Genomic DNA, 23,299 nt, shown 5'->3' on the forward strand with positions numbered 1-23,299 from the left:
GCATAGTTTAGTGCAACCGCGACAGGACATAGTCCGTTAAATCCCACAGGGACTGGCGCGCCGGTGAAGGGGGCAAATCCGTTAAAAAAGTTGTCGCCAGACGGGCATAATCCTGGGCCATCTGTCGCGCCCGCTCAATGCCACTGCCCATGCGCACCAGGGCCACTGCCTGCTCCAAATCCCCCGGTTCGCTGAACTTGCGCTCCACAAGCTGACGCAGGGCCGGCGTTTCCTGGAGGGCAAACAGCACCGGCGCCGTGAGATTCCCCTCCTGCAAGTCCGCCCCCGCCGGTTTCCCCAACACCGCACTCGACCCGGTGAAATCAAAAATATCGTCCACCACCTGAAAGGCCAGCCCCAAATAACGCCCGTACTGGTACATTTGTTCGCACAGGGACTCCGGACAATTGCTCAACACCGCCGCCGCCTTGCAACTGGCCGCCATCAAAGACGCCGTTTTGAGAAACGATTTCTCGATATATTCCTCAAAGGACAAATCCGGGTCAAAGTGGGTCAGGCTCTGGCGGATCTCCCCCTCGGCAAAATCCATGATCACCTGGGACAGGAGCTTGACCACCGCCAGATTGTCCAAATTGGCCAGGTACCAAGACGACTGGGCAAACAGGTAATCCCCCGCCAAAATGGCCACCCGGTTGCCGAAGTAGGTATGCACCGTGGGCACATTGCGGCGCATGTCGGCCCCGTCCACCACGTCGTCATGCACCAGGCTGGCGGTGTGGATCATTTCAGTAATGGCCGCCAAACGCCGGTGCTGCAGGGTCACTTCCCCCGCCGTTGCCTTCGCCACCAGCAGCACCAGGGCTGGGCGCAGCCGTTTCCCCCCTGCCCCAAACAGGTACTCCGCGGCCGCCGACAGGATGGGGTGACGTCCTCCCACCAACTGGCGCAAGCTCTCGCTCAATTCCTGTAAGTCGGCTTCGATGGGGGCAAAGGGCGCAGTCACGAGGGTCATGGTTTGAGTTACATTTTTTTACATTGTGTATCCCTATTCTAAGGGATGCAACCGCCGGCAAGCCACCGCTTACCTACAGCCCAAGGTCACTGGGGGGCCAGTTTACGAAGCCGTTATACTTTCTTCAGATTTGCTGGTTGGCATGTTAGAGTGGAAAAAGAAAGCGGCGTGGAGCTAGCTTTCCGGCCGTAAAGGGCGGTTCAGGTTTCCGTCCTGACCGGTAGGAGATAATACGCTCTTTTTAAGAAGTTGCGATATTGGGTGTTGGGGATAGGTGCTGTATGACCATCCTACCGGTTAGCTAGGGGCAAAGAGTGGTGGTGTGGTAGGAGAACGTCCTAATTGAATCATCAGGTTTTAGATTTCAGGAGTGGGTTGGGGGCCATGACGATCTCGCTACCGATGACTATTGTGCTGGTGGCAACCGGCTATGTAGGGTTGATTTACCTACTGTTGACCCTGTGGGCGCGCTGGAAACGGCGGTTCCAAGGTTAGATGGACATTGAGGTCTGGGTGCCGGCGACAACGGCCAATCTGGGACCGGGGTTTGACTGTTTGGGGGCAGCGCTGGATTTTGGCAATTGTTTCCGTTTCAGTCTGCGGTCCACAGGTGAACCTGTCGAGGTCATCGGTGCCGATGTCCCGGCGGATAACCTGGTCTATCGGGCGTTTGCCCTGGTGTATGAACGCTTGGGCCAGCTGGTACCACCGGTGACGATGGCCCTGAAATTGGAGGTGCCTTTGGCGCGGGGACTAGGTAGTTCGGCGACGGCCATTGTGGCGGGGATGCTGGCGGCTAACCACTTTTTGGGGGAACCGGTGCCCCGCCAGGAATTGCTGCAGTGGGCCATTGCGCTGGAGGGCCATCCCGACAATGTGGTGCCGGCCTGGTGGGGGGGATGCCAGTTGGTGTGCGGCGACCAGGTGTGCACCATTCCCTGGCATCCTGGGGTGATTCCGGTGCTGGCGATCCCTGAATTTACCCTCTCGACGGTGGCGGCGCGGGCTGTTTTACCGCCCCAGGTGCCCTACCGTGATGCGGTGGCCAATTTGGGGGCGCTGGGCTGTCTATTGCAGGGGTTGCAGCGGGGGGAACCGGCCCTGTTGCGCCAAGGATTACAAGACCGTTTGCACCAACCTTACCGGCGGCAATTGATACCGGGCTATGACCAGGTGGAACAGGCGGCCCTGGCAGCAGGTGCCCATGGGCTGGTTATCAGCGGTGCTGGACCTACCCTGTTGGCCTTGACAACGCCTACCCAGGCGGAAGCGGTGGCGACGGCTATGGTCACGGCTTGGGGTCAGGTGGGGGTGCAGGCGACGGCGCGGATCAGTCGGGTATGTGCCCGGGGCGCTCAGGTGCAGGCGTAACCCTTTGCAGGCCTGAAGGTTCATCGTAGAATGGGGGCGGACAGCCAGGCGGTGAGGGGTGTGGCTATGGTGAAGGTACGGGGGCGGGCGCAGCGGTCCATATCCCTGGGGTCAGCATTGGTGGCGGGTTTAGGCGTCGGTACGATTGTGGGCTTGGCAACGGTGTTTCTCTCCAACCCCCTGCGCTGGTCGGGGTCAACCTCTACTGGCGATGATTGCGAGGTAGGGGCATTGACCCAAGTCTCAGTACTCACCTGCTGGCAGGTGCCCATCATCCAGACCATGACCCAGCAGCGGTGGGATGCGGTCACGTTCGCGGTGGCCCTGGGGGACCAGTTAATCCCCTTTTTGCGCCAGGCCCCTTGGCCCCAGGTGGCTGAAGCGGCTAAAGTTGCCCGGGTGCCAGTCTTGATGTACCACGACATCACACCCGAGAAACGGGTTTTTTTTGACGTCACGCCCCAGGAGCTGGAGGAACACTTCCGGTTGATTCAGGAGCAGGGTTTGACGCCGGTGAGTCTGGATGCGTTGGTGACCCATCTGCGCACCGGGTTGCCCTTGCCCCCAAAACCCATCGTGCTCACTTTTGACGACGGCTACCGGGGCCATTACGAATACGTCTATCCCCTGTTGCAAAAGTACAATTACCCGGCGGCCTTTGGCATCTATACCCAGGGCGTGGGCACGGGCGGCAACCGGCCTAAGGTCACCTGGGAGGAATTGCGGGAGATGGCCCAACATCCCCTGGTGACCATTGCTTCCCACAGCGTTACCCATCCCCTGGATTTGCGTCCTTTGGACGAGGCGGCCCTGGAACGGGAATTGGTGGAATCCAAACGGGTATTAGAGCGGGAACTGGGTCGGCCTATTCATTACTTTATTTATCCGGTGGGGCATTACGACGATCGGGTGCGGGCGGTGACCCAAAAGGCGGGTTACCTGGCGGCCTTCACCATGCGCAACGGCGAGGAATTTTATGCCGGGCAATCGGCGGACCTGTTGACCATTGAACGGTTTGGCCAGTCGCGCCTGCCCAGTCTCCTGGAGATGGTGTGGGGAGGGTCACCGGTGGCGGCGCCCTTGGCCGGGGTGGATTTCACGGCGCCGATTCAGTGGCAACGGGCGACGGTAGAGGGGGTGGACTTGGTGCTGGTGAGCGGCGGGCGACCCATCACCCATCACGCCGATTCCCGCTATCAGGTGGACGAGTTTTTGCGGCGCGAACCCCGGGCCGTGGCGGTGGTGGATGGGGGCTTTTTCTCCCTGGAGTCCCTCAATTCCAATGTGATGATCGGGCCGGTGTTGGCGCAGAACACCCGCCAATTTATCCCCGGTGGCAGGGGCGATGTTTCTAAATTGCGGGGACGGCCTCTGGTAGTCATTAGTCCAAAAACGGTGCGGTTTTTGCCCTTTGACCCGGACCGCCACAATACCCTGGCGGGGGTGCAGGTGGAGGTGCCGGAGGTCACGGATTTATTTGTGGCCTCGGCTTGGCTGGTGAAAGAGGGCCAACCCCGGGATTACGCCAGCTTCGGCAACCTGTTTGGCTTTGACGCCTACCGGCATCGGGCCTTTTGGGGGCTGAACCACAGCGGCCAGCCGATGATCGGGATTTCCAAAAACCGGGTGGATGCGGTGCATCTAGGACGGGCGCTGGCGCGGGCGGGCTTCCGGGAGGCGGTGATGTTGGACTCGGGGGCGACGGCGGCGCTGGCCTACCGGGGACGGCTGTACACGGATTATGAACCCCGCCCTACACCCCATGCGGTACTGCTGCTGCCGCCTGACAGGCCGTGAATGTGATCGGTCTGATTGCCGGCAATAGTCGTTATCACTGGGGTTGGTGGCGCGGGGGTCAGCTCCAACGCACCTGGCATACCCCCTGGGAAAGCGCTACGACTGTCTGGGTCGAACAACATTGCCCCTGGCCCCTGTACGTGGTCTCACCGGTGCCGAGTCAGGTGGCCCGCTGGCAAAAGCACCCCCGCGCCTATGTGCTCACCTTATCGGACATTCCCCTGCCGGGGGTCTATGCAACGCTGGGGGTGGACCGGGCCTTGGCCGCCTGGGGTGCTGCCCAAATTTATGGAACACCGGTGCTGGTCATGGACGCCGGGACGGCTCTGACCTTGAATGCGGTAGATGCCAAGGGTGTGTTTGTGGGGGGTGCCATTTTGCCGGGCTTAGGACTTCAGTGCCGCAGCCTGCACCAGGGGACGGGGGCTTTGCCGCTGGTGGCTTTGCCAGAGACTTTGCCGCCCCTGTGGGCAAAGGATACGGTATCAGCCATCCAAAGCGGGATTGGTTATACAGCAGTGGCGGGGCTGAACTTTTACCTGGAGCGGTGGTCAGGACGATTGGTAATCACGGGCGGCGATGGGGAATGGTTCTACCGGCACCTGCACCCCCGCTGGCCAAGTCTCATTTGGGCACCCGATTTGTTGATACAGGCGTTGGGGTGCTGGCAACAGCTTCAGGGGCCAAAAAGGTTGCTGTAACCGTCCGGGCAAGTGGGCCAGACCCCATCCCCATTGCCGTTAACCAGCGGCCGGTCAGCTAATCCCTGCCCAGGGGCATGACTTTCGCACAGCACAGCCGCATCCTGTAGGTGCTGATCGGTGTAGTGGTTGGGCAAGCTGACCGTGACCACATCCCGCTCCACGCCGGCTGCGTATCGCTTGAGGTCGGCCTTCTTACTAAACGCCATCAGCCGCACGTAATCCTCAGCCAAGTCCTCTTGCCCACCGTTGCCTATGTAGTTGTAGTGCTTGGTGTCGGTAGGCAATCCCAAGGCCAGCTCCTGGAAACTGGCATAGCGCCCGTAGTGTTCGCGAAAGATGCGTTGTACCTTCGTCCAGCTATTCAGGGCTGACTTGGCCTCTGCTTGCTGAGCTTTGGCCGCTTGGCTGAGAAAGCTTGGTAAGGTGAGCACGGCGAGCGTTCCCAGCATCACCACTACCACAAGCAACTCCACGAGGGTAAATCCTCCCTGCCGGACCGTCCCGTAGCGCCACCAATAATAGGCCCGCACCATGGCTGCACTCCCATCAGCGTTAGCTATTGCTCTAGGCTTACCTTACCCAACCGACACCAACTCCAAAACAGACGAGCCGATATGGATTGCTCATACCGTGAATGGTCGGAAATCACCAAGCTCTGTCTGCCACTTATCCGTAAATTGCCGGATAGGGGCCTGGAGCCGAGGGCAGGGGGGGGAAATGGGGTATATTTATCAAAGAACAAGTGACGTGCCCAGGGGGTCTATGGCCGACCGGATTATCATTTTCGACACCACCTTGCGGGATGGGGAGCAGTGCCCCGGCGCCAGTTTGAACGTGGAGGAAAAGCTCATCATTGCTCGGCAACTGGCGCGGCTGGGGGTGGATGTGATTGAGGCGGGATTTGCCTATGCCAGTCCGGGGGATTTTGAGGCGGTGCGAACCATTGCCAAGGAGGTGCGCGAGCCGATTATTTGTTCGTTGGCGCGGGCGGTCCCGGCGGATATTGAGGCAGCGGCTAAGGCCCTGGAACCGGCGGAACGACCCCGCATCCACACGTTCATCTCCACGTCGGATATCCACCTGCAGCACCAGTTGCGCAAGACTCGGGAGGAAGTGCTGGAGATTGCGGTGGCCATGGTGCAGAAGGCCAAAAGCTATGTGGACGATGTGGAGTTTTCCCCGATGGATGCGGCCCGTACCGACCCAGCCTATCTCTATCAGGTGCTAACGGCGGTGATTGAGGCGGGGGCAACGACGGTGAATATCCCCGATACGGTGGGGTATTTGATGCCAGAGGAGTTTGGGCAGCTGATTAAAAACATCCGGGAAAATGTGCCTAACATTGACCGGGCGGTGATTTCGGTCCACGGGCACAACGATTTGGGGGTGGCGACGGCGAACTTCCTAGAAGCGATTAAAAACGGGGCGCGCCAGGTGGAGGTGACGGTCAACGGCATCGGCGAGCGGGCCGGCAACACGGCGCTGGAAGAAATTGTCATGGCGCTGCATGTGCGGCGGAGCTATTTCAATCCTTATCTAGGCCGCCCGGTGGATTCCACGGAACCCTTGACCCGCATTGACACCACCCAAATTTACAAAACCTCGCGGCTGGTGTCTCAGTTGACGGGACTGGTGGTGCAGCCGAACAAGGCGATTGTGGGGGCGAATGCCTTTGCCCATGAGTCGGGGATTCACCAGGATGGGGTGCTCAAACACCGCCAGACCTACGAAATCATGGACGCCCGCACCATCGGTTGGCAGGCCAATCAAATCGTGCTGGGGAAACATTCGGGCCGCCATGCCTTCCGCACTCGCCTGCGGGAGTTGGGCTATGAGTTGAACGAACAGGAACTCAACCGGGCGTTTTTGCGCTTCAAGGAACTGGCGGACAAGAAAAAAGAAATTACCGACCGGGACCTGGAGGCGATTGCCAGCGATGAGATGCAAACGCCCATGGTGGTGAATTTCCGGCTGGAACGGGTGCAGGTGTCCTGCGGCGACCATGAGATTCCGACGGCAACGGTGACGGTGCGACTTCCCAACGGGGAGGAACGTACGGATGCGGCTACGGGAACGGGGCCGGTGGATGCGGTCTATAAGGCCATCAACCGGGTGGTGCAGGTGCCCAATCGACTGGTGGAGTTTTCGGTGCAGTCGGTGACGGAGGGGCTGGATGCTATTGGGGAGGTGACCATTCGTCTGGAGCACAACCAGCGCACCTACAGCGGTCATGCCGCCCACACGGACATCATCGTGGCGTCGGCCCAGGCCTATATCAACGCCTTAAACCGGCTGTACAACGCGTTGCAGCAACCTCCGGCGCCGGTGGTGACCAGTCAGACGTAAGATGGTGGCGGCAGGGGAGTGGCGCTGGCGGGCTATCCGGGGGGCAACGACGGCGGAGGCCAATACAGTGCCGGCGATTCGGGAGGCGGTGCTGGAGTTGCTGGAGGTCCTGGAGCGGGACAATCAGTTGCACCCCCGACAGTTGGTGAGTGTGTTATTTAGCGTGACGCCGGATTTGGACGCCGTTTACCCAGCAACGATTGCCCGGGAGCGGCCTTACTGGGATGAGGTGGCCATGTTGGATCTGCAGCACATGGTGGTGGCCCAGGGGTTACCCCGGTGTATTCGCCTGCTGGCCCATGCCTATCTACCGGCCCACCAACGGTTAGTGCATCCCTATTTGCGCGGCGCCCAGCAGTTGCGACCGGATTGGAGCTATAGCCATTGAGACGGCATGGAGGTGCGGGAATTCCGGGTAACTACGCCCATTGCCCGGTTGGACCAGGGATTGGCCCAGCAGTGGTCGGATTTGTCCCGCAGTCGCATCCAAAAGCTGATCCAGCAGGGGCAGGTCTGGGTCAACCAACAAGTGCAAACGGACAAAAACCACCCCCTGCGTCCCGGGGATCAGGTGCAGATTCACATTCCGCCGCCGGTTCCCCTGGCGATGCCCGCCCAACCTTTGCCCCTGGACATCCTCTACGAAGACGAACATCTGCTGATGCTCAACAAACCGGCGGGGTTGGTGGTGCATCCGGCGCCGGGCCATTGGGACCAAACCCTGGTCAATGCCCTGCTGGCCCACTGCCCCCAGTTTTTGGCCATGGCCGACACCCAGCGCCCGGGTCTGGTGCATCGTCTGGACAAGGACACAACGGGGGTCATGGTGGTGGCGAAAACGGCGACGGCCCTCCAGGAGCTGCAACGGCAAATCCAAACCCGCCAGATGCACCGGGAGTACCTGGGGTTGATTCACGGGCGTTTACCTACTCCCACCGGGACGATTGACGCCCCCATCGGTCGCCATCCCCGGCACCGGCAAAAGATGGCCGTGGTAACCAATGGGCGACCGGCGGTGACCCACTGGCAGGTGTTGGCAACCCAGGGGGATTACAGTTGGGTGCATTTTCGGCTGGAGACCGGCCGCACCCACCAGATTCGCGTCCACCTGAGTCATCTGGGGCGCCCTTTGGTGAATGACCCCCTGTACAGTTCCCGGCGCACCTTCAACCGTTATCTCCCCGGACAGGCCCTGCACGCCTGGCGTTTGACCCTGCACCATCCCGTCACGGGGGAACCCTTGACGTTCACCGCACCCCTGCCCTCGTCACTGGAGCAATTGCTGCGCCACCTAGGATTTAGACATAACCTAACAGGGGCGACGGTTCCCCCCGCTCCACCGGCCAATCGGGATTCACCCCCCCAATGATCACCGTCTTTAGGGGCACGTACTCCCGGGAAAACTGGCGCAGGGCGTTGATAAGTACATCCAGGGCCAGACCATCACTGGTGCCCAGGTCAAACCAGCAGCGCGCCCACCGGTCCCGGTACTCCACCTCCCCCATATTGTGCATGACCGCCTGCAGAGTTCTGTCCGCCGCCTGGTTGTCGTAGGGGAAAAAGTTCAGGTCATAGCCCTGTTCCTGGACCTGCAGGTTTTCCGCGTTGAACCCCCCCAACTTCCCCAACAAAAACCAGGAACTGAGAATCTCCTCCAGATACTGGCGCGCCCGCACATCCGGCGGTTTGGCAAATTCAAACCACAGCCAGAGATTAAACACATCCACTTCCCGGAATTGCACATTCATGGGGGGACAGCCACCACGCGGCGTTGCGCCCGTTCCCGTTCCCGCTGGATTTGGCGCACCAGGGCGGGGGGCAGTTGGGTTTCCTGGGCCAGGGCCTGGTCAAACCACTTCACCGCTTCCCCATAATTGTGCTGGCCGGCCAGGATTTGCGCCTTCAGGTAGTGCAATTCCGGGTGGTTGGGGGCCGCCGCCAGGGCCTTATCCACCTCCTGCAACGCCTCTGCCCACCTTTTCATATCCCGATAGGCCAGGGCCAACCCCCGATGCACCAGATAGGGTGGCGCTCCCGAATGGCGCAGCCGTTGAATAGCCTCCTCCACGCTGCTAAAGGGGATGTTAATCGCAATCAACAAATCGGCAAACCCCCGGATGAGATTCAACTCCGGGTCCTTGGGGTCCACCTGGGCCGCCCGGTCAAAAGCTGCCAGCGCCAGCCGCACCTTGTCCAGCAACTGGGGCACCACCAATAGCAGATTCCGCCGGTTTTGCGTGGCAATGACCCCCCCCTCCAGGAAATGGGCCACCCCCACGTATAAATGCCCCCGCAGTGGATCGGTGCGCTGGAGCTGCTCTGCTACCTGCATCGTCTGCCGGGCCGCTTGGGCCATGGTGGTCAAATCCTCATCTAGGTAAGCCACAGCCGCCTGGAGAGCATAGACCATCGGTTCCGATGGGCTTTGAGCCAGGAGGTCCCGGAGCATGGCTCGCGCTTGGGCATAGTTACCGTGGCGAAACACCTGTTCGAAGGCCTGCTCGGTTGGGTCACTGATGGGCCGTGGGGGATTCCGGCGAAAGGGGTCCCCTGCCTGAACCGGTATGGCTGCGACCCAGAGGGTGACCGTTGTCAGTAGTGCCCACCCCCACCGTTGGACCCTAGAGGCGTTCATTGCTCAAGACCGTGGTACGAAAGGTTTGTTTATCCACCCGGACCACCGTGCGGATGGAATAGCGACCAGCGGCCACCTCCTCCGGCGTGCCCCCCCGAAACGTGAAAATCCAGGCATCGCCCACATCCTCATAACGGGCTTCCCCGACCGTCCCCACCGTTTGGTGCATCGCCGGTTCCGTGCGATAGACCTCAATGCCGCCGTTGGCCCGTTCCCCCGCCATGCGCGCCAGGTTCTGCGCCCGCCGTAGCTGCATAATTTGTTGGAAACGATTAACGGAACCGGCTTGGGCCAGGGCTAGCCCAGTTGGTCCCATACTCCCAAGAGTCCAGAGCAACCCTCCCAATAGTACCAACCTACGCATGGCGTTGATCTCCTACATGCTACTCCTCCTAGGAAGCATCTGCCACCGAGAAGTTCCGCATCAGGTGTAGGTAGTGGCGTATCGCCTGGGTCAAGGGTGTCTTTTGGGCGTCAATTTGCTCCCATTGTAACCCGTAGCGGTGGGGTACCAAAGCTGCCGTGTCCTGCTCCGTCCACTGCCCCTGATAGAGCACCAGCCGACCCCCCGGTTTGACCAGGGGCGCCCCATAAGCTAATGCCTGCCGCGCCGGAGCCACTGCCCGCAACAGCACCAGGTCATAGCCCTGCCGGTGGGGAGCCAGCGTGCCCAGGACCTCCGCTCGCCCGGTGAGCACCGCGACATTTGGCAGACCCAACGCCGCCACCAATTCCTGCAAAAAGCGGGTTTTTTTCTGACGGGCCTCCAGTAGGGTGACGTGCCAATGGGGTTGCAGCAGGGCCACCACCACCCCCGGAAACCCTGCGCCGCTGCCCACATCTATCACCCGCCAGGCCGCTTTTTCTGACAGGTAGGGACGAATCCCCTGGGCGCTGTCCCACAAGTGCTTTTCCCAAAAGTCCGCTGGTGCCGTGATGCGGGTGAGATTCAACCGCTGATTGCCCCGCAAAACAACGTCGTACAGTTTCTGCCAGCGGGGGTCTTGCTGGGCTGGGTCACCCGGCCACCGGTCCAGGGGACTGAGCATCATGGCCAACCGTACTGTTGTTGGATGTAGGCGTGCAGTTCGGGGCCAGTCCCCTGCCGGCTAATGCGCCCTTCGCTCAGTAAAACCGCCTGGTCACAGTAAGCCAGTTCTTCTAGGCGATGGGTCACCCACAGGGCCGTAATACCGGTAGTGCGTACCAACTGTTGCACCTGCTGCGCCAGGTCCAGTTGTTGTTCTGGGTCCAAAAAGGCCGTCGGTTCATCCAGTAGGAGAATGGGCACCTGCCGGGCCAAAGCACCTGCAATGGCCAGTCGTTGTTTTTGCCCCCCACTCAGGCTATACACCGGTCGGTTGTGCAACTCCCACAGGCCCACCAGCCGCAATGCCTGCTCCACCCGTTCTGCCCACTGCTGCGGAGGCAAACCCGCCAGTCCAAAGGCCACATCCGCCCCCACACTGGGCATGACCACCTGGTGGTCCGGGTTTTGCAACACCAGTCCCACGGGTCCTGCCAGTTCCACCCGTCCCGCATCCGGTGCCAACAGACCCGCCAGGATTTTCAACAGGGTGGACTTGCCGCTGCCGTTGGTCCCCAGTAACATCCAAAACTCCCCCTGGGGTACCCGCAACGTGCAGTCTTTTAGAGCCAGCCGCTCCCGAGACCAACCAAAGGAGACATTCTCCAAAACAATGGCCGCCGTCACCCTTGCTCCAGATAGCTGGTCAGGGGTTGCCAGCGAAACTCCCGGCCACTGGCCACCTCCACCACCACCTTGCAACGGGGGTACTGGGTGGGCACCACCGTCAGGTAACGCAATTCCTGCCGCGCAAGGACCTTGCCCTCAATCAACCACAGCACCACGCCCTTCGCTTGGGGGGGCAGCGCCGCCAGGGCCTGATCCAGCAAAGGCGGAAAGTAGTAAACATCCCCGACCGCTGCGGTTTGGGCCAGGGCCTTGCCCAGATGGGGGGGCCGCACGCCGTGAAAACGGGTCAAATAGGCTTCCAATTCCCCCATGCCCCGGGCCGTCATGTGCAACGTGCGATACCCGGCCCCCTTTAAGCGCCGCTGGTAACGCCCCTCGTGACCCCCCTCCGGCGGCACCCAGACCGCCAACGCCCCATGTTTTTCCAAATCCTGCTCAAATTGGTTGCCAAGGACCAGTAGCGCCATATGGTTTTCCCCTCGCCGTTTACTTAAAAACTGTAACAGAGTTAACCCTAGGGCGCAGGCACCGGAAGGTCACGGGGAATGCCGCCCCGGTAAGCCCCACAGTAATAGAGGGTCATCACCGCCTCAAAGGCCCAGTGGTTGGGGTCCAAATCGGCAAAGGGAATCGGCAACTCCCGCACCCGTCGTTGGGCGCAGGCTAGGGCGACCGCACGTTCTGAAGGCATAGCCCTTACTGGCACTGAAGGCAGGCTCAACAGTAGGGTGATAAGCCCGAGGGGAAGTAATAAACGAGGCATGGCAGTACCCCCATCCCGACTATTCACACCGTAACAAAGTTGGCCCCCAAACCGGGTTAGAGTGTAGCCTTGAGGCAAGGGGAGACCACCGATGAACATCACCGATTTTCGCGCCGCCTGCCAAACCTGGAGTGTGGGTACCCGACCGGTCTTGGAATTGGGGAGCTTGATTCGCACCGGTGAGGACGCCCGGGCTGTGATGCGGGTGATTGCCGCCCTGTGGTGCCAGAGTTTAGAGATGGATGATTCCACCGTTACCCGCATGGCCTTTATCTATGACCTGCTCAGCCACTGGGAATCCTGGAGCAAACATCAAGCCCAAGAGTGCGAGCAAGTGGTCCAGGGACTGCATTTACAATTGCAACGAAGGCAGATGGACAAAAGTACCGATTTGCCCTGTTCCCAAGAAACCCTTGACCTACTCATCCAAGTCCTGGCCAGTGGCATCAGCGCCCATCTTGACGATATGGACTAAAATGGCCTGTAGGTAAGCCAGGGGTGATGGTTGGAAGTAGATTCCCGGCAGTGTTCCCTCCCATTACAATAGGCTGCCTATCCATAGAGACGGCGAGTTTTTCCCATGTTTGAGGCCCTAGCGGAACAACTCGAAGCGGCCTGGAGGAAGCTGCGTGGTCAAGACAAACTGACGGCCGGCAACATTCAAGAGGCCCTCAAGGTGGTGCGCCGCGCCCTGCTGGAGGCCGATGTCAATGTTCAGGTGGTGCGGGAGTTTATCCAGGCGGTAGAGGAGCGGGCCATCGGTCAAGCGGTGATCGCCGGCGTGCGCCCCGACCAGCAATTCATCAAGGTGGTGTACGACGAACTAGTGGCGGTCATGGGCGGTCAGCAAGCCCCCCTCCAGGAAGCGCCAGACCCCCCCACCATTGTCCTTCTGGCCGGACTCCAGGGCACGGGCAAAACCACTGCCGCAGCCAAGCTGGCCTTGTACTTGAAGAAACAGAGCCAAAAACCCCTACTGGTGGCCACCGACATTTATCGGCCTGCCGCGATTGATCAACTGCAAACCCTGGGGCGGCAGATTGACGTGCCGGTCTTTGCCCTGGGGACAGACGTCAACCCCGTGACTATCGCCGAGCAGGGGGTAGCCCACGCCCGGTCCGCAGGCTACGACTGGGTGATTGTGGACACGGCGGGACGCCTGCAGATTGACCAGGATATGATGGCGGAGCTGGCCCAAATGAAAGCGGCGATTCAACCCCACGAAGTATTGCTGGTCGTGGACGCCATGACCGGTCAGGAGGCGGCCAACCTCACCCGGGTCTTTCATGAACAGATCGGCATTACCGGTGCCATCTTGACCAAGGTGGACGGGGACAGCCGGGGGGGTGCGGCCCTATCGGTGCGTTACGTCTCCGGGCAACCGATCAAATTCATCGGCACCGGCGAAAAAGTGGAGGCGCTGCAACCCTTTTATCCCGAACGGATGGCCTCCCGCATTTTGGGCATGGGGGATGTGCTCACCCTGGTGGAAAAGGCCCAAGAAGCTGTGGACTTGGCCGACGCCCAAAGGATGCAGGAAAAAATCCTCCAGGCCAAGTTTGACTTCACCGATTTCCTCAAGCAACTACGACTCCTAAAAAACCTGGGGTCGTTGGGAGCGTTTCTGAAGCTCATCCCCGGCATGAACCAGCTCAAAGCCGAGCAGATTCAGCAGGCGGAAAAGCAACTGCGGCGGGCGGAGGCAATGATCAATTCCATGACCCCCGAAGAGCGCCAAAACCCCGATTTACTGGCCAGCAGTTCCTCCCGGCGCCGGCGCATTGCCAAGGGTTCCGGACACACCGAAGCGGACGTGGCCAAGCTGGTACAGGACTTTCAACAGATGCGCACGATGATGCAGCGGCTGAGCATGGGTGCTCTTCCGGGCATGGGTATGGCCGGCGCTACCAGCGGACGGTCAGCGCGACGCAAACAGCAGCCCAAAAAGCGCAAGGGCTTTGGCCAGTTATAGAGCTACAATTCCCCGCGCATGGCCCGCTTCATGTCCTGTACAGCTTGCGTCAATCCCACCAGCACCGCCCGGCTGATAATGCTGTGGCCGATATTCAGTTCTTCCATCCCGGGAATACAGGCCACCGGATAGACGTTGTGATAGGTCAACCCATGGCCCGCGTTCACCCGCAACCCCAACTCCTGGGCTAATTTCGCCCCCAAGGTTAATCGCCGCAGTTCCTGTTGACATTCCTCTTCATGGCGCGCCAGGGCGTAGGGACCCGTGTGTAGCTCGATCCAGCGGGCACCGGTTTGCTGAGCAGCCCGAATCTGGTCCGGTTCGGCAGCAATAAACAAACTCACCGGTATCCCCTGCCCCTGAAGTGTGCCCACCGTCTGTGTCAAGAGCTTGAGGTTACCCACCACGTCCAACCCCCCCTCGGTGGTGATTTCCTCCCGCCGTTCCGGCACCAGGGTCACATAATCCGGGCGAATGTCCAGCGCAATAGCCACCATCTCCTCGGTCGCTGCCATTTCCAGATTGAGGTGGGTTTGCACCGTTTGCCGCAGCAGGCGCACGTCCCGTTCTTGGATATGCCGCCGGTCCTCCCGCAAGTGTACCGTAATCCCATCTGCCCCCCCCAGCTCTGCCAAGATGGCCGCAGCCACCGGGTCCGGTTCCGTCGTGCGTCGGGCCTGGCGGACTGTGGCAACATGGTCTATGTTGACGCCGAGTGTAGGCACCGTGTTGGACTCCTATCCCTTCTCTGCCATTGTACCCTTCTGGCAACGCCAATCCCCGGCACAACGGGTCTTTTTACTGGGCGGCTTGGCCTTGGTGTTGGTTTATCTCCTAGCGGCTCTGCTGGCCCCCTGGCTGGTGTCCCTGGGGTTGCCGGACCCCCAAGAATTTCTCCGCCATAGCCCGCAGCAACCCCCCAGCCCCCAGCATTGGTTCGGCACCGACCGCCAGGGCTACGACGTGCTCAGCCGGGTGATTTTTGGGGCGCGGGCGGCCTGGCAGGTGGTGCTGTGGGCGACGGGCCTGAGTTTGGGGGTCGGTTTTCCCCTGGGTGCCCTGAGTGGCTATTGGGGCGGCAAAGTGGACAGGGTGATCCTGTTTCTCATGGACACCCTTTACACCTTACCCGGGCTGCTGTTGGCCTTGACGGCGGCCTTTGTGGTGGGGCGAGGGGTGCTCAATGCCGCCTTGGCTCTGAGCATTGCCTATATCCCTCAGTACTATCGTGTGATCCGCAACCACACCCTGAGCCTGAAAAATGAACTGTTTGTGGAAGCAGCCCGAGCATTGGGGGCCGGCGATTGGCGGATTCTGGTCCATCATTTGGGGCGGCACCTGGGGCGGGATTTACCGGTGCTCATTAGCGTCAACAGCGCCGATGCCATCTTAACCCTGGCCGGGCTGGGTTTTTTGGGGTTAGGTTTACCGCCGGAGACGCCGGAGTGGGGACACGAGCTGGCCCAGGCCCTCGACAGTTTGCCGACAGGTGTATGGTGGACAACTCTCTTTCCTGGCCTGGCCATGACGGGGTTGGTGGTGGGGTTATCCCTGGTGAGCGAAGCCTTGGGGGAAGCCTAGGGGCGCATTAGTATAGGTAAAAAAACGGTAGCACCCATGGAGCTGGACGACCTCTATGCGGAACTGAGCCTGCTGCGGCGGACCAATGAATTGCTGCGCCAGGAAAATGAGAACCTCAAACTGGGGCGGGATGTGCTGCTGGAGCGATTGCGACAACTAGAAGTCGTCACCAGCCCCTGCCAAAACTGCCTAGGGATGAGCGAGAGCTGGTTATTGCAGGCATCGGGGGTCAACTATGCCTACTTGAAAGAACTGCTGGCCCGAAAAGATTGGGAAGCTGCCGATCTAGAAACCCAGCGGCTACTGCTGCAAATTGCCGGCCCCAAAGCCCAGGAACGGGGTTTTTTAGACGCCACCGATATTGACCATCTACCCTGCATCGCCCTGAAGATTATCAATAAGCTCTGGAGCGTTTATTCCAACGGCAAATACGGCTATATCGTCCAGCAACGCATTTGGTCCCAAACCCGCAGCACTGCCAATTTATGGGGGCATCCCGATTTTGAGGGTTACTACCCCATGCGGGAAGGAATCGGCTATTCCCTCGCCCAGCGCCTGATCCGGTGCGCCCTGGAGAGTTTTTAGGCTGTCAGGAATTGCCGACCTAGCCGGTTATCTCCCTGAGTGAGGGATAGGGTTTTTGCTGAGACAGGCTATGTTCTCTGCCAACCCTCGACGAGAACTAGTCGTGACCACTCTCCTAAAAAAACATAACGACGTGAAGTGGTTAGCCAAAGTTTCCCAGATATGGGGGGAACTTGTTAGTAGCCGCTCCGTCTGGGGAAGTAGTCGCATGCAGGTTGTGCAAGAGCAATGAAGACTATGAACACGTTACGTCTTGGGCGTCTTTTGGGTGCTAGTGGTTTGACTTTGCTGCTGGCCACACCCAGTTTAGCATTCAGCGATACTCGGAATTTCTGGGCCGAAAGTTGCATTCAGCAATTGGCCAATCGGGGCATTATCGGTGGCTATCCTGACGGCACTTTTCGCCCCAACAATCCGGTCACCCGGGCGGAATTTGCCACGATGATTAACCGGGCCTTTTTGTCCGGGTCTGGTCGAGGGGCCATGGGTTTCCGGGATGTGCCGCCGGGCTTTTGGGCCTATGACGCCATCAATCAAGCGGCTGGGGCTGGTTTCCTGTCCGGCTACCCCGACGGTACTTTCCGGCCTAACCAAAACATCCCCCGGGTGCAGGTGCTGGTTGCCCTGAGCAGCGGCCTCAATCTCAGCCCCACCCAGGCCCCGGAGGTGACCCTCACCCGCCTGTATCGGGATGCGGACGCCATTCCCACCTATGCCCGGCCAGGGGTGGCGGCGGCCAGTGAGCAACAGTTGGTGGTGAATTACCCCGATGTTTCCCTCCTGCGCCCCAATCAATTGGCCACCCGGGCAGATGTAGCGGCCAGCCTTTGCCAGAGCTTGCAAATCGCCGGCATTCCCAGCCAGTACATCGCCAACTTCAGCCCGGCCACGCCTATCCAAGCAGGGGTCGCCACCTTGCCCCAGGGAACTCTCATCGTCACCCGCCTGGGGAATCAGCGGGTGATTCTCGCCCCCCAGGACACCTTACCCCTAACGGTCACGGTGGCCCAGGACGTGCGGGATAGTCAAGGTCGGGTGCTCCTACCTGCAGGAAGCACCATCACGGGGCGGTTGCAACCGGCAGGTCAGGGGTCCCAGTTTGTCGCCCAGCAGGTCACGGTCCGCGGCCAAACCCTTCCCCTAGACGCAACCTCGGCGCCGGTGCGGCGGACCCGCGAGGTGAGTGAGCGCAGTTTACGGCCCATCCTCCCCGGCGCCCTGGTGGGTACGGCGGCGGCCGCCCTGATTGCGGGGGTCACCGGCGACCGACGCATTGAAGCCGGCGAAGTCTTAGCTGGTACAGCAGCGGGTGCGGCAGCGGGCTTGAACTGGGGGCGGGAACCGGGTAAGGCCCTGCGGGATTTCGGGATTGGCGCAGCTGTGGGTGCAGCGGTCGGGGGTCTGTCTGGTGACCGGCGGGTAACGGCGACGGAAGTCCTCGGGGGGGCCGTCTTGGGTTCTGTCGTCGGTGGTGCAGCGGACCGGCGTCAAATCCGGGAAGTGATTGTCCTGGAACCCAACAGCGACCTGGTGCTGACCGTCAATCAACCGGTTAACCTGCCCTTGTAGGCACCTCAAACGACTCATTCCCTGGGGGCTATCACGCCGGGGAATGGGTCAACACCAGGGTCCGTGAGGGCATCACCGTCCATAGATTGGTTGAGTCACCGCCCCAGATCGGGCCAGGATGTTGAAATTCGTCGTTCAAGGTCTTTTCCAAGGCCAGCCATACCTGCATAAAACGGTCCTTCTGGGCCTGGGGTAAGGTCTTGGACAGATGTTTGAGACATTCCAGATTGCTGTAGAAAACCGCTTGAATCTGCCACCCCACTTCCCGCAGTAGCTGGTCAATTTCGGCCTGAATGACTCTCTGTTGAAACGGCGCCACATACCCCAGACGCGCCAAAAAAGGAGCTAGCCAATTATGTAGGGCCACTTTACAGGCTGGTAGCCAGGTGCGGGGTTGATGCACATCCAGCAGGGCGCGAAAATGGCCGTCGTCGTAGTTCAGGTAAAAAATTCCCTGGGGCGCCAGTTGACGTTTAGCAATTTGCAGATAACGCCGGCGGTCGTAAACGTGCTCCAGGACGCTAAAACTGACGATGAAATCGGCATTAATAGCCACCTGTTCCAACTCCGATCTCTCCAGCAACCGGGCTGGCAGACCGGCTAGACGTTCTTGTGCCAATCGGCGCCGTTGGGGATGGGGTTCAAATCCCCACCATTGGATACAGGGATAGTCCCGGAGAATTTGCGGCCAATACCCCCCATCCCCACAGCCGTAATCCAAAACCACGGATGGACGGTCCGGGCGGAGGCGGCCCAGTAGGTCTTGCAGCACCCAGGACTTGGCGCTATTGCCCCACCAATAGGCCGTTGGCACGGTGCAAACAGCAAAATAATGGTGAATTTCGTTCCCCAGGGTACCACAGGCCCGACCCCGCTTCGGTAGGATAGAGACAGGTTGTGTACCCCTTACGGGATGACCGATAGCCAACGTCTTGACCCTGCCACCCAATTGGCGTTGACCATCGCTCGGGCCGCCGATGAGCGCAAAGGTCAAGACATCCTCCTCCTACGAGTTGCGGAGATTTCCTATCTAGCGGATTACTTTGTCCTGGTTACCGGGTCCTCACCAGCCCAAGTCCGCGCCATCGCCCGCGCCATTGAAGAACAAGTAGCCCACCAGTGGCACCGGCGCCCGCGACACCAGGAAGGTTCGCCGGAAGGGGGTTGGGTGTTGCAGGATTACGGTGATGTCATCGTTCACCTTTTCCTACCCCGGGAGCGGGCTTTCTACGACCTGGAACGCTTCTGGGCCCATGCGGAGCGGTTGGCCTTTGCGCCGGTCGGTTAAAATAAAGCCCTGGGAGAGGTGGCAGAGTGGTTGATTGCACTCGACTTGAAATCGAGCGAGACGCCAGTCTCCGCGGGTTCGAATCCCGCCCTCTCCGTTACCGCCGCTGTTGGAACCGCGCCCGCAGCACGATGGCCACGCTGTTCATCAGCACTAGCAACCCCAGCAGGGCAATGATCCCGGCGGCCGCCACCTGGTGAAACTCCTTCTGGGGTCGGCTGGCCCAGTTGAAGATCTGAATCGGCAAGGCCGTAAAAGGCGTCTGCAGGGCCTCAATAAACGAACCCAGCCCCAGGGTTACCTTCTCAATCACCACCAACCCATTCTCATCTACCGTCGTCGTCACCGGCCAGGGGGGCAGGAAGGCAATAAACGTTAACGCCCCCAGGGTAATCAACGGCGCCGTTTCTCCAATCGCCCGCGCCAGCGCCAGAATCGTCCCCGTCAGGATAGCCGGAAACGCCACCGGCAGTACGTGGTACCAAATCGTCTGCCACATGGTCGCCCCCACGGCGTAGGACGCCTCCCGCATCTCCCGCGGCACCGCCCGAATCGCCTCCCGCGTGGAAATAATCACCACCGGCAGCACCAACGTCGCCAGGGTCAGCGCCCCCGACAATACCGACCGTCCCCCCGTAATCGGCTGAAACAACCGCACATACAGTTCCAACCCTAACAGCCCATAAATAATCGAAGGCACCCCCGCCAGGTTGGCCGTATTGATTTCCAGGATTCGGTTGTACCAGCGGTCCCGGTCCGCATATTCCTCCAGGTAAATCGCCGCCCCGATGCCCAAGGGAAACGCAAAGATGGGAATCAAAAACATCAGCCAGATCGAACCGACGAGGGCCGATAAAACACCCGCCTCCGAGGGGTCGCGCGAAGGAAACTTGGTCAGAAACTGCCAGTTGAAATAGGGTAGACCATTGCTAAAGACATCCCACAGCAAAAGGGCCAGGAAAAACAAACCAAAGATAGTGGCCAGAAACGCAACGACTGCAAAGATATTTGTCTGAACCTTACGCCCCTCAAAATTAGGACGAAAGTTAGCCTCAAAAGGCGGCAAGACAGTGGTCATAGCGATACCTCCACCCTAGTAGACTATGCGGTATCTACGCACAAAGATGTCCGCCAGAACGTTGAGGATCAACGTCATGACAAACAGGATGAAACCGGCAAAGAAGATACTGTAGAAAGACAGGGTACCGGTGGGGGTATCCCCCAAACTCACCTGCACGATAAAGGCTGTAATCGTCATCACCGACTGCAGAGGATTCAGCTCCAGAATCGGATTCTGTCCCGCCGCCAAAGCCACGATCATCGTCTCCCCCATCGCCCGAGAAACTGCCAGCAAAAACGCCGAAACAATCCCCGACAGAGCCGAGGGAATCACCACATTCACAATCGTTTCAAACTTGGTTGCCCCCAAGCTGTAAGCCCCCTCCCGCAACAGATTGGGCACCGCATACAAGGCATCCTCACTTAGGGACGCCACCAGGGGAATAATCATAATCCCCATCACAAACCCGGCGCTTGTGGCATTCAAACCCGCCACTACTTCCTGCCCGTTGGGAATAATAGCCTGCAACGCCGGCCCCACCACCACCAGGGCAAAAAAGCCGTACACCACCGTCGGCACCCCCGCCAGGATTTCCAGCATCGGTTTCAAAACTGCCCGCACCGATTCCGGCGCATATTCACTCAAGTAAATGGCACTCAGTAGCCCCACCGGCAGCGCCACAATCATCGCAATCAAAGACGTGATAAATGTACCCCAAATAATGGCGATAATCCCGAACTCTGGCTCGGCAAACAGGGGCGTCCATTGAGTCTCTGTAAAAAATTTGGTCCAGGAGTGTCCTTCCTCAGCAAGCTTGCGGAAGAACATTAAACTTTCCAGCACCAAAGTGGCCGTGATCCCCACCGTCACAAAGATAGAAAAAGAAGCAAACGCCCCCGTTAACAGGCGCATGAACCGATTGACCCAGCGGCTGCGCACCTGATGGCGTTCATAGTCGGTAAACCCTTGCTCGGCGATGGTCATCGTTGTTCTACTCCCGCGCCAGGTACTCCATCATCATAAAAGAAAAGGGGGAGAACCCATCAGCTCCCCCCCCCCTACAGCCAGCAGACTAGTTTACCCGCTCCAGCTTCATCAGTTGGTCAATCGTCAGACCGACCCGGTTTTCCCCGCCATACACCGTGCCTGTCCGGCCCCGCCGCAGGTTGTCCAAATTGGCCGCATAAATCCGGCTAGGCAAGGGCACGTAACCAGTTTTGGGCACCAGACGGCTCGCATTGCGCATGGAGAACTCCACATACTCCCGCACCTCCGGACGCCGCAGGGCCTCCGTGCTCACGTAAATGAACACGGGCCGCGACAGGGGGTTGTAGGAGCCGTCCTCCACCGTCTTGCGACTCGGCAGCACCGCCTGACCCCTGTTGTTCACAATGGGCACCGCCTTCAGCCGGTTCTTGTTCTCCTCATAGTAGGCAAACCCGAAGTAGCCCAGCGCATTAACGTCAGTGGACACTCCTTGCACCAGCACATTGTCATCTTCACTGGCGGTATAGTCCCCCCGGCTCTGCCTGGACTTGCCCATGATCGCTTCGGTGAAGTAGTCGAACGTCCCCGAGTCCGTGCCAGGGCCAAACAACCGCAGGGGACGATTCGGCCAACTGGGGTCCACTTGGTTCCAGGTGCGAATTTTCCCTTGGGCCGCTGGCTCCCACATCTTGCGGAGTTGCTCCACCGTCAACTGCTTCACCCAATTGTTCCGCGGATTCACCGCCACCGTAAGGGCGTCAAAGGCAATGGGCAATTCGATATAGTTAATATTCTTGCTCCGGCAGGCTTCCATTTCCCTTTTGGCAATGGGTCGCGAGGCGTTAGAAATATCCGTTTCGCCGTTGCAGAACTTCTTAAACCCACCACCGGTGCCAGAGACCCCCACTGTGACCTGCACCTGGCCCCGCTTAGACTTCTGAAACTCCTCCGCAATCGCTTCAGCAATGGGAAAGACCGTGCTGGAACCGTCAATCCGCACCACGGCACGCCTTTGCGCCACTACCTGGGTCACACCAGCTAGACCCGCCGTCAAAGTAGCAGCCGTCGTCAGCGCCCAAAAGGTCGTCGTTGTCTTCATATCCTTACCCCTCCCACAAATAGGAGCTATACATCACGGGCTTGTATCCCCTCTTCAATTGTTCCAAAAATGTCAGCCCTGTCAAGCAGAAATCCCTGTTTTTCACCATTTTTTAATCCGGTCTTAACCGTTTCTTAAATTGAAGGGTTGGAGGGATTTTGCTGCTGGGTAGGTATTGCAGGCAGCGGAAATCCCCTCATAGGTGATTGTCAGTAATGATGGTGTATTTTCAAGGCCGATGGGCGGGTGATTCGGTTTGATGGATGGACCAGCGATATTCGATGGTGAATCCAGCCCGGCGGCATTCCTCCTCCAGCCATTCCTGCTGCACGCTAGCTTTGCGTAGGGTAGCCAGGAGGTCGTGCAGGTGTTGACGTTGGCCAGGATACTGGTCGAGGGCCTTGAGGGTATGGCGTTCCAGAAGTTGCATCAACAGTTCGTAGTGAATGGGTGCAGGCAGGACAACCGATTTCATAGGGTTTGAGAACAACCGTATCCCCAATTTTAGTCGCTTTTGTGCTCCCTGAGGCTGGGCTAGAATGGGGGTGTCCGTCCCGAGATACCCGTCCATGCGTCCTTGGCCGAGTCCAGATACGCCGTTGTACAACCATTCCCTGGGGGCTATCGAAGATTGGTTGCGGACATTGGGTGCCCGGCAAAACCCCCAGGAATTGCACCGCTGGTTTCTCCAACGGGGCCAGTGGCAGGCGGAATTATCCCTGGAGATCGAGGAGTTGCAGGTGCGTTACCTGGGGGCAGGGGGTGGGCGGGATGTGGTCCGGCGCTTCCGCTACTCCCTGAGTCGGCAGGAGGTGCAGACGGGAATTTTGCAAGGGCCGTAAATTCCGTTAC

Annotated in this window: 28 protein-coding genes and 1 tRNA gene; 14 read left to right on the forward strand and 15 right to left on the reverse strand. The window is 59.5% G+C overall.

Annotated features, from left to right (window positions below; all coding sequences use genetic code 11):
* Nucleotides 1–7 precede the first annotated feature (7 nt).
* Complete coding sequence (gene sds / locus Q6L55_02680) at nucleotides 8–973, reverse strand: solanesyl diphosphate synthase (protein ID MEN9257623.1); 966 nt, start codon at nucleotides 971–973, stop codon at nucleotides 8–10.
* 495 nt (nucleotides 974–1,468) lie between these two features.
* Here sds and thrB point away from each other — a divergent pair, with 495 nt between their 5' ends.
* The 3 genes from thrB to Q6L55_02695 all read left to right on the forward strand — a co-directional run bounded on the left by thrB (nucleotide 1,469) and on the right by Q6L55_02695 (nucleotide 4,842).
* Complete coding sequence (gene thrB, locus Q6L55_02685) at nucleotides 1,469–2,344, forward strand: homoserine kinase (protein MEN9257624.1); 876 nt, start codon at nucleotides 1,469–1,471, stop codon at nucleotides 2,342–2,344.
* Between the two features lie 66 nt (nucleotides 2,345–2,410).
* Nucleotides 2,411–4,141, forward strand: coding sequence for a polysaccharide deacetylase family protein (locus Q6L55_02690; protein MEN9257625.1), 1,731 nt, complete (start codon nucleotides 2,411–2,413; stop codon nucleotides 4,139–4,141).
* A complete protein-coding gene (locus tag Q6L55_02695; GenBank protein ID MEN9257626.1) occupies nucleotides 4,138–4,842 on the forward strand; it encodes a type III pantothenate kinase in 705 nt (234 codons plus the stop codon). Before Q6L55_02690 ends, Q6L55_02695 begins: the two co-directional genes overlap by 4 nt.
* Here the strand turns inward: Q6L55_02695 and Q6L55_02700 are convergent.
* Entirely contained in the window at nucleotides 4,818–5,378 is a 561-nt protein-coding gene (locus tag Q6L55_02700) for a type IV pilin-like G/H family protein (GenBank protein ID MEN9257627.1), read from the reverse strand. The two genes, Q6L55_02695 and Q6L55_02700, sit on opposite strands and share 25 nt — an antisense overlap.
* Before the next feature lie 229 nt (nucleotides 5,379–5,607).
* On the opposite strand from Q6L55_02700, the gene Q6L55_02705 reads away from it, so the two are divergent.
* The 3 genes from Q6L55_02705 to Q6L55_02715 are packed head-to-tail and all read left to right on the forward strand — an operon-like array spanning nucleotide 5,608 to nucleotide 8,560.
* On the forward strand, nucleotides 5,608–7,191 hold the full coding sequence (locus Q6L55_02705) for a 2-isopropylmalate synthase (protein MEN9257628.1): 1,584 nt from the start codon (nucleotides 5,608–5,610) through the stop codon (nucleotides 7,189–7,191).
* A gap of 1 nt (nucleotide 7,192) precedes the next feature.
* Nucleotides 7,193–7,579: a chorismate mutase gene (gene aroH, locus Q6L55_02710; GenBank protein ID MEN9257629.1), complete on the forward strand. Its 387-nt coding sequence runs from the start codon at nucleotides 7,193–7,195 to the stop codon at nucleotides 7,577–7,579.
* 6 nt (nucleotides 7,580–7,585) lie between these two features.
* Nucleotides 7,586–8,560 carry an RluA family pseudouridine synthase gene (locus Q6L55_02715; protein ID MEN9257630.1) on the forward strand — a complete coding sequence of 325 codons (975 nt, stop codon included), beginning with the start codon at nucleotides 7,586–7,588 and terminating at the stop codon, nucleotides 8,558–8,560.
* On the opposite strand, the gene Q6L55_02720 is transcribed toward Q6L55_02715, so the two are convergent.
* The 7 genes from Q6L55_02720 to Q6L55_02750 form a co-directional block, all read right to left on the reverse strand.
* Nucleotides 8,490–8,939: a DUF3531 family protein gene (locus Q6L55_02720; protein ID MEN9257631.1), complete on the reverse strand. Its 450-nt coding sequence runs from the start codon at nucleotides 8,937–8,939 to the stop codon at nucleotides 8,490–8,492. The two genes, Q6L55_02715 and Q6L55_02720, sit on opposite strands and share 71 nt — an antisense overlap.
* On the reverse strand, nucleotides 8,936–9,826 hold the full coding sequence (locus Q6L55_02725) for a Sll0314/Alr1548 family TPR repeat-containing protein (protein MEN9257632.1): 891 nt from the start codon (nucleotides 9,824–9,826) through the stop codon (nucleotides 8,936–8,938). The genes Q6L55_02720 and Q6L55_02725 overlap by 4 nt, the downstream gene beginning before the upstream one ends.
* Nucleotides 9,813–10,142, reverse strand: a complete 330-nt coding sequence (locus tag Q6L55_02730; GenBank protein MEN9257633.1) for a hypothetical protein — start codon at nucleotides 10,140–10,142, stop codon at nucleotides 9,813–9,815. The genes Q6L55_02725 and Q6L55_02730 overlap by 14 nt, the downstream gene beginning before the upstream one ends.
* A 76-nt stretch (nucleotides 10,143–10,218) precedes the next feature.
* Nucleotides 10,219–10,878, reverse strand: coding sequence for a 16S rRNA (guanine(527)-N(7))-methyltransferase RsmG (gene rsmG / locus Q6L55_02735; protein MEN9257634.1), 660 nt, complete (start codon nucleotides 10,876–10,878; stop codon nucleotides 10,219–10,221).
* Entirely contained in the window at nucleotides 10,875–11,540 is a 666-nt protein-coding gene (locus Q6L55_02740; GenBank protein ID MEN9257635.1) for an ABC transporter ATP-binding protein, read from the reverse strand. Before Q6L55_02740 ends, rsmG begins: the two co-directional genes overlap by 4 nt.
* The gene (locus tag Q6L55_02745) at nucleotides 11,537–12,010 is read right to left on the reverse strand and encodes an NAD(P)H-quinone oxidoreductase subunit N (GenBank protein MEN9257636.1); all 474 of its coding nucleotides are present in this window, start codon (nucleotides 12,008–12,010) and stop codon (nucleotides 11,537–11,539) included. The genes Q6L55_02740 and Q6L55_02745 overlap by 4 nt, the downstream gene beginning before the upstream one ends.
* Nucleotides 12,011–12,057: 47 nt before the next feature.
* A complete protein-coding gene (locus Q6L55_02750) occupies nucleotides 12,058–12,234 on the reverse strand; it encodes a hypothetical protein (GenBank protein MEN9257637.1) in 177 nt (58 codons plus the stop codon).
* A gap of 163 nt (nucleotides 12,235–12,397) precedes the next feature.
* On the opposite strand from Q6L55_02750, the gene Q6L55_02755 reads away from it, so the two are divergent.
* Both Q6L55_02755 and ffh read left to right on the forward strand, forming a co-directional pair.
* Nucleotides 12,398–12,781 (forward strand): hypothetical protein, encoded by a 384-nt coding sequence (locus tag Q6L55_02755; GenBank protein MEN9257638.1) that lies wholly within the window; start codon nucleotides 12,398–12,400, stop codon nucleotides 12,779–12,781.
* Nucleotides 12,782–12,886: 105 nt separating this feature from the next.
* Nucleotides 12,887–14,278, forward strand: a complete 1,392-nt coding sequence (ffh, locus tag Q6L55_02760) for a signal recognition particle protein (GenBank protein MEN9257639.1) — start codon at nucleotides 12,887–12,889, stop codon at nucleotides 14,276–14,278.
* Between the two features lie 2 nt (nucleotides 14,279–14,280).
* Here ffh and Q6L55_02765 read toward each other — a convergent pair whose 3' ends face one another.
* Nucleotides 14,281–15,003, reverse strand: a complete 723-nt coding sequence (locus Q6L55_02765) for a pyridoxine 5'-phosphate synthase (GenBank protein ID MEN9257640.1) — start codon at nucleotides 15,001–15,003, stop codon at nucleotides 14,281–14,283.
* Between Q6L55_02765 and Q6L55_02770 the strand changes: the two genes are divergently transcribed.
* The 3 genes from Q6L55_02770 (at nucleotide 14,981) to Q6L55_02780 (ending at nucleotide 18,013) form a co-directional block, all read left to right on the forward strand.
* On the forward strand, nucleotides 14,981–15,859 hold the full coding sequence (locus tag Q6L55_02770; protein MEN9257641.1) for an ABC transporter permease: 879 nt from the start codon (nucleotides 14,981–14,983) through the stop codon (nucleotides 15,857–15,859). The two genes, Q6L55_02765 and Q6L55_02770, sit on opposite strands and share 23 nt — an antisense overlap.
* A 36-nt stretch (nucleotides 15,860–15,895) precedes the next feature.
* On the forward strand, nucleotides 15,896–16,444 hold the full coding sequence (locus Q6L55_02775; GenBank protein MEN9257642.1) for a GUN4 domain-containing protein: 549 nt from the start codon (nucleotides 15,896–15,898) through the stop codon (nucleotides 16,442–16,444).
* Between the two features lie 237 nt (nucleotides 16,445–16,681).
* Nucleotides 16,682–18,013 carry an S-layer homology domain-containing protein gene (locus Q6L55_02780; GenBank protein ID MEN9257643.1) on the forward strand — a complete coding sequence of 444 codons (1,332 nt, stop codon included), beginning with the start codon at nucleotides 16,682–16,684 and terminating at the stop codon, nucleotides 18,011–18,013.
* Nucleotides 18,014–18,044: 31 nt separating this feature from the next.
* Here Q6L55_02780 and Q6L55_02785 read toward each other — a convergent pair whose 3' ends face one another.
* Nucleotides 18,045–18,827 (reverse strand): methyltransferase domain-containing protein, encoded by a 783-nt coding sequence (locus Q6L55_02785; GenBank protein MEN9257644.1) that lies wholly within the window; start codon nucleotides 18,825–18,827, stop codon nucleotides 18,045–18,047.
* 99 nt (nucleotides 18,828–18,926) lie between these two features.
* Here Q6L55_02785 and rsfS point away from each other — a divergent pair, with 99 nt between their 5' ends.
* Both rsfS and Q6L55_02795 read left to right on the forward strand, forming a co-directional pair.
* Nucleotides 18,927–19,301: a ribosome silencing factor gene (gene rsfS, locus Q6L55_02790; protein MEN9257645.1), complete on the forward strand. Its 375-nt coding sequence runs from the start codon at nucleotides 18,927–18,929 to the stop codon at nucleotides 19,299–19,301.
* A 12-nt stretch (nucleotides 19,302–19,313) separates the two neighbouring features.
* Nucleotides 19,314–19,398: transfer RNA gene (locus Q6L55_02795), tRNA-Ser, on the forward strand.
* On the opposite strand, the gene pstA is transcribed toward Q6L55_02795, so the two are convergent.
* The 4 genes from pstA to Q6L55_02815 form a co-directional block, all read right to left on the reverse strand.
* Nucleotides 19,399–20,379, reverse strand: coding sequence for a phosphate ABC transporter permease PstA (pstA, locus tag Q6L55_02800; protein MEN9257646.1), 981 nt, complete (start codon nucleotides 20,377–20,379; stop codon nucleotides 19,399–19,401). It lies immediately after the preceding tRNA gene.
* Between the two features lie 15 nt (nucleotides 20,380–20,394).
* The gene (gene pstC / locus Q6L55_02805) at nucleotides 20,395–21,345 is read right to left on the reverse strand and encodes a phosphate ABC transporter permease subunit PstC (GenBank protein MEN9257647.1); all 951 of its coding nucleotides are present in this window, start codon (nucleotides 21,343–21,345) and stop codon (nucleotides 20,395–20,397) included.
* A gap of 88 nt (nucleotides 21,346–21,433) precedes the next feature.
* Nucleotides 21,434–22,447 carry a PstS family phosphate ABC transporter substrate-binding protein gene (locus Q6L55_02810; GenBank protein MEN9257648.1) on the reverse strand — a complete coding sequence of 338 codons (1,014 nt, stop codon included), beginning with the start codon at nucleotides 22,445–22,447 and terminating at the stop codon, nucleotides 21,434–21,436.
* A gap of 229 nt (nucleotides 22,448–22,676) precedes the next feature.
* Nucleotides 22,677–22,922, reverse strand: coding sequence for a DUF5340 domain-containing protein (locus Q6L55_02815; GenBank protein MEN9257649.1), 246 nt, complete (start codon nucleotides 22,920–22,922; stop codon nucleotides 22,677–22,679).
* Between the two features lie 94 nt (nucleotides 22,923–23,016).
* Between Q6L55_02815 and Q6L55_02820 the strand changes: the two genes are divergently transcribed.
* On the forward strand, nucleotides 23,017–23,289 hold the full coding sequence (locus Q6L55_02820) for a DUF3143 domain-containing protein (protein ID MEN9257650.1): 273 nt from the start codon (nucleotides 23,017–23,019) through the stop codon (nucleotides 23,287–23,289).
* Nucleotides 23,290–23,299 lie beyond the last annotated feature (10 nt).

The sequence above is a fragment of the Gloeomargarita sp. SRBZ-1_bins_9 genome (assembly GCA_039794565.1).
Classification (GTDB): Bacteria; Cyanobacteriota; Cyanobacteriia; order Gloeomargaritales; family Gloeomargaritaceae; genus Gloeomargarita.

Coding starts and splice junctions, on each gene's coding strand:
- sds (MEN9257623.1), bottom strand. CDS start 973: ATGACCCTCGTGACTGCGCCCTTTGCCCCCATCGAAGCCGACTTACAG.
- thrB (MEN9257624.1), top strand. CDS start 1,469: ATGGACATTGAGGTCTGGGTGCCGGCGACAACGGCCAATCTGGGACCG.
- Q6L55_02690 (MEN9257625.1), top strand. CDS start 2,411: ATGGTGAAGGTACGGGGGCGGGCGCAGCGGTCCATATCCCTGGGGTCA.
- Q6L55_02700 (MEN9257627.1), bottom strand. CDS start 5,378: ATGGTGCGGGCCTATTATTGGTGGCGCTACGGGACGGTCCGGCAGGGA.
- Q6L55_02705 (MEN9257628.1), top strand. CDS start 5,608: ATGGCCGACCGGATTATCATTTTCGACACCACCTTGCGGGATGGGGAG.
- aroH (MEN9257629.1), top strand. CDS start 7,193: ATGGTGGCGGCAGGGGAGTGGCGCTGGCGGGCTATCCGGGGGGCAACG.
- Q6L55_02715 (MEN9257630.1), top strand. CDS start 7,586: ATGGAGGTGCGGGAATTCCGGGTAACTACGCCCATTGCCCGGTTGGAC.
- Q6L55_02720 (MEN9257631.1), bottom strand. CDS start 8,939: ATGAATGTGCAATTCCGGGAAGTGGATGTGTTTAATCTCTGGCTGTGG.
- Q6L55_02725 (MEN9257632.1), bottom strand. CDS start 9,826: ATGAACGCCTCTAGGGTCCAACGGTGGGGGTGGGCACTACTGACAACG.
- Q6L55_02730 (MEN9257633.1), bottom strand. CDS start 10,142: ATGGGACCAACTGGGCTAGCCCTGGCCCAAGCCGGTTCCGTTAATCGT.
- rsmG (MEN9257634.1), bottom strand. CDS start 10,878: ATGATGCTCAGTCCCCTGGACCGGTGGCCGGGTGACCCAGCCCAGCAA.
- Q6L55_02745 (MEN9257636.1), bottom strand. CDS start 12,010: ATGGCGCTACTGGTCCTTGGCAACCAATTTGAGCAGGATTTGGAAAAA.
- Q6L55_02750 (MEN9257637.1), bottom strand. CDS start 12,234: ATGCCTTCAGAACGTGCGGTCGCCCTAGCCTGCGCCCAACGACGGGTG.
- Q6L55_02755 (MEN9257638.1), top strand. CDS start 12,398: ATGAACATCACCGATTTTCGCGCCGCCTGCCAAACCTGGAGTGTGGGT.
- ffh (MEN9257639.1), top strand. CDS start 12,887: ATGTTTGAGGCCCTAGCGGAACAACTCGAAGCGGCCTGGAGGAAGCTG.
- Q6L55_02770 (MEN9257641.1), top strand. CDS start 14,981: ATGTTGACGCCGAGTGTAGGCACCGTGTTGGACTCCTATCCCTTCTCT.
- Q6L55_02775 (MEN9257642.1), top strand. CDS start 15,896: ATGGAGCTGGACGACCTCTATGCGGAACTGAGCCTGCTGCGGCGGACC.
- Q6L55_02780 (MEN9257643.1), top strand. CDS start 16,682: ATGAACACGTTACGTCTTGGGCGTCTTTTGGGTGCTAGTGGTTTGACT.
- rsfS (MEN9257645.1), top strand. CDS start 18,927: ATGACCGATAGCCAACGTCTTGACCCTGCCACCCAATTGGCGTTGACC.
- pstA (MEN9257646.1), bottom strand. CDS start 20,379: ATGACCACTGTCTTGCCGCCTTTTGAGGCTAACTTTCGTCCTAATTTT.
- pstC (MEN9257647.1), bottom strand. CDS start 21,345: ATGACCATCGCCGAGCAAGGGTTTACCGACTATGAACGCCATCAGGTG.
- Q6L55_02810 (MEN9257648.1), bottom strand. CDS start 22,447: ATGAAGACAACGACGACCTTTTGGGCGCTGACGACGGCTGCTACTTTG.
- Q6L55_02815 (MEN9257649.1), bottom strand. CDS start 22,922: ATGAAATCGGTTGTCCTGCCTGCACCCATTCACTACGAACTGTTGATG.
- Q6L55_02820 (MEN9257650.1), top strand. CDS start 23,017: ATGCGTCCTTGGCCGAGTCCAGATACGCCGTTGTACAACCATTCCCTG.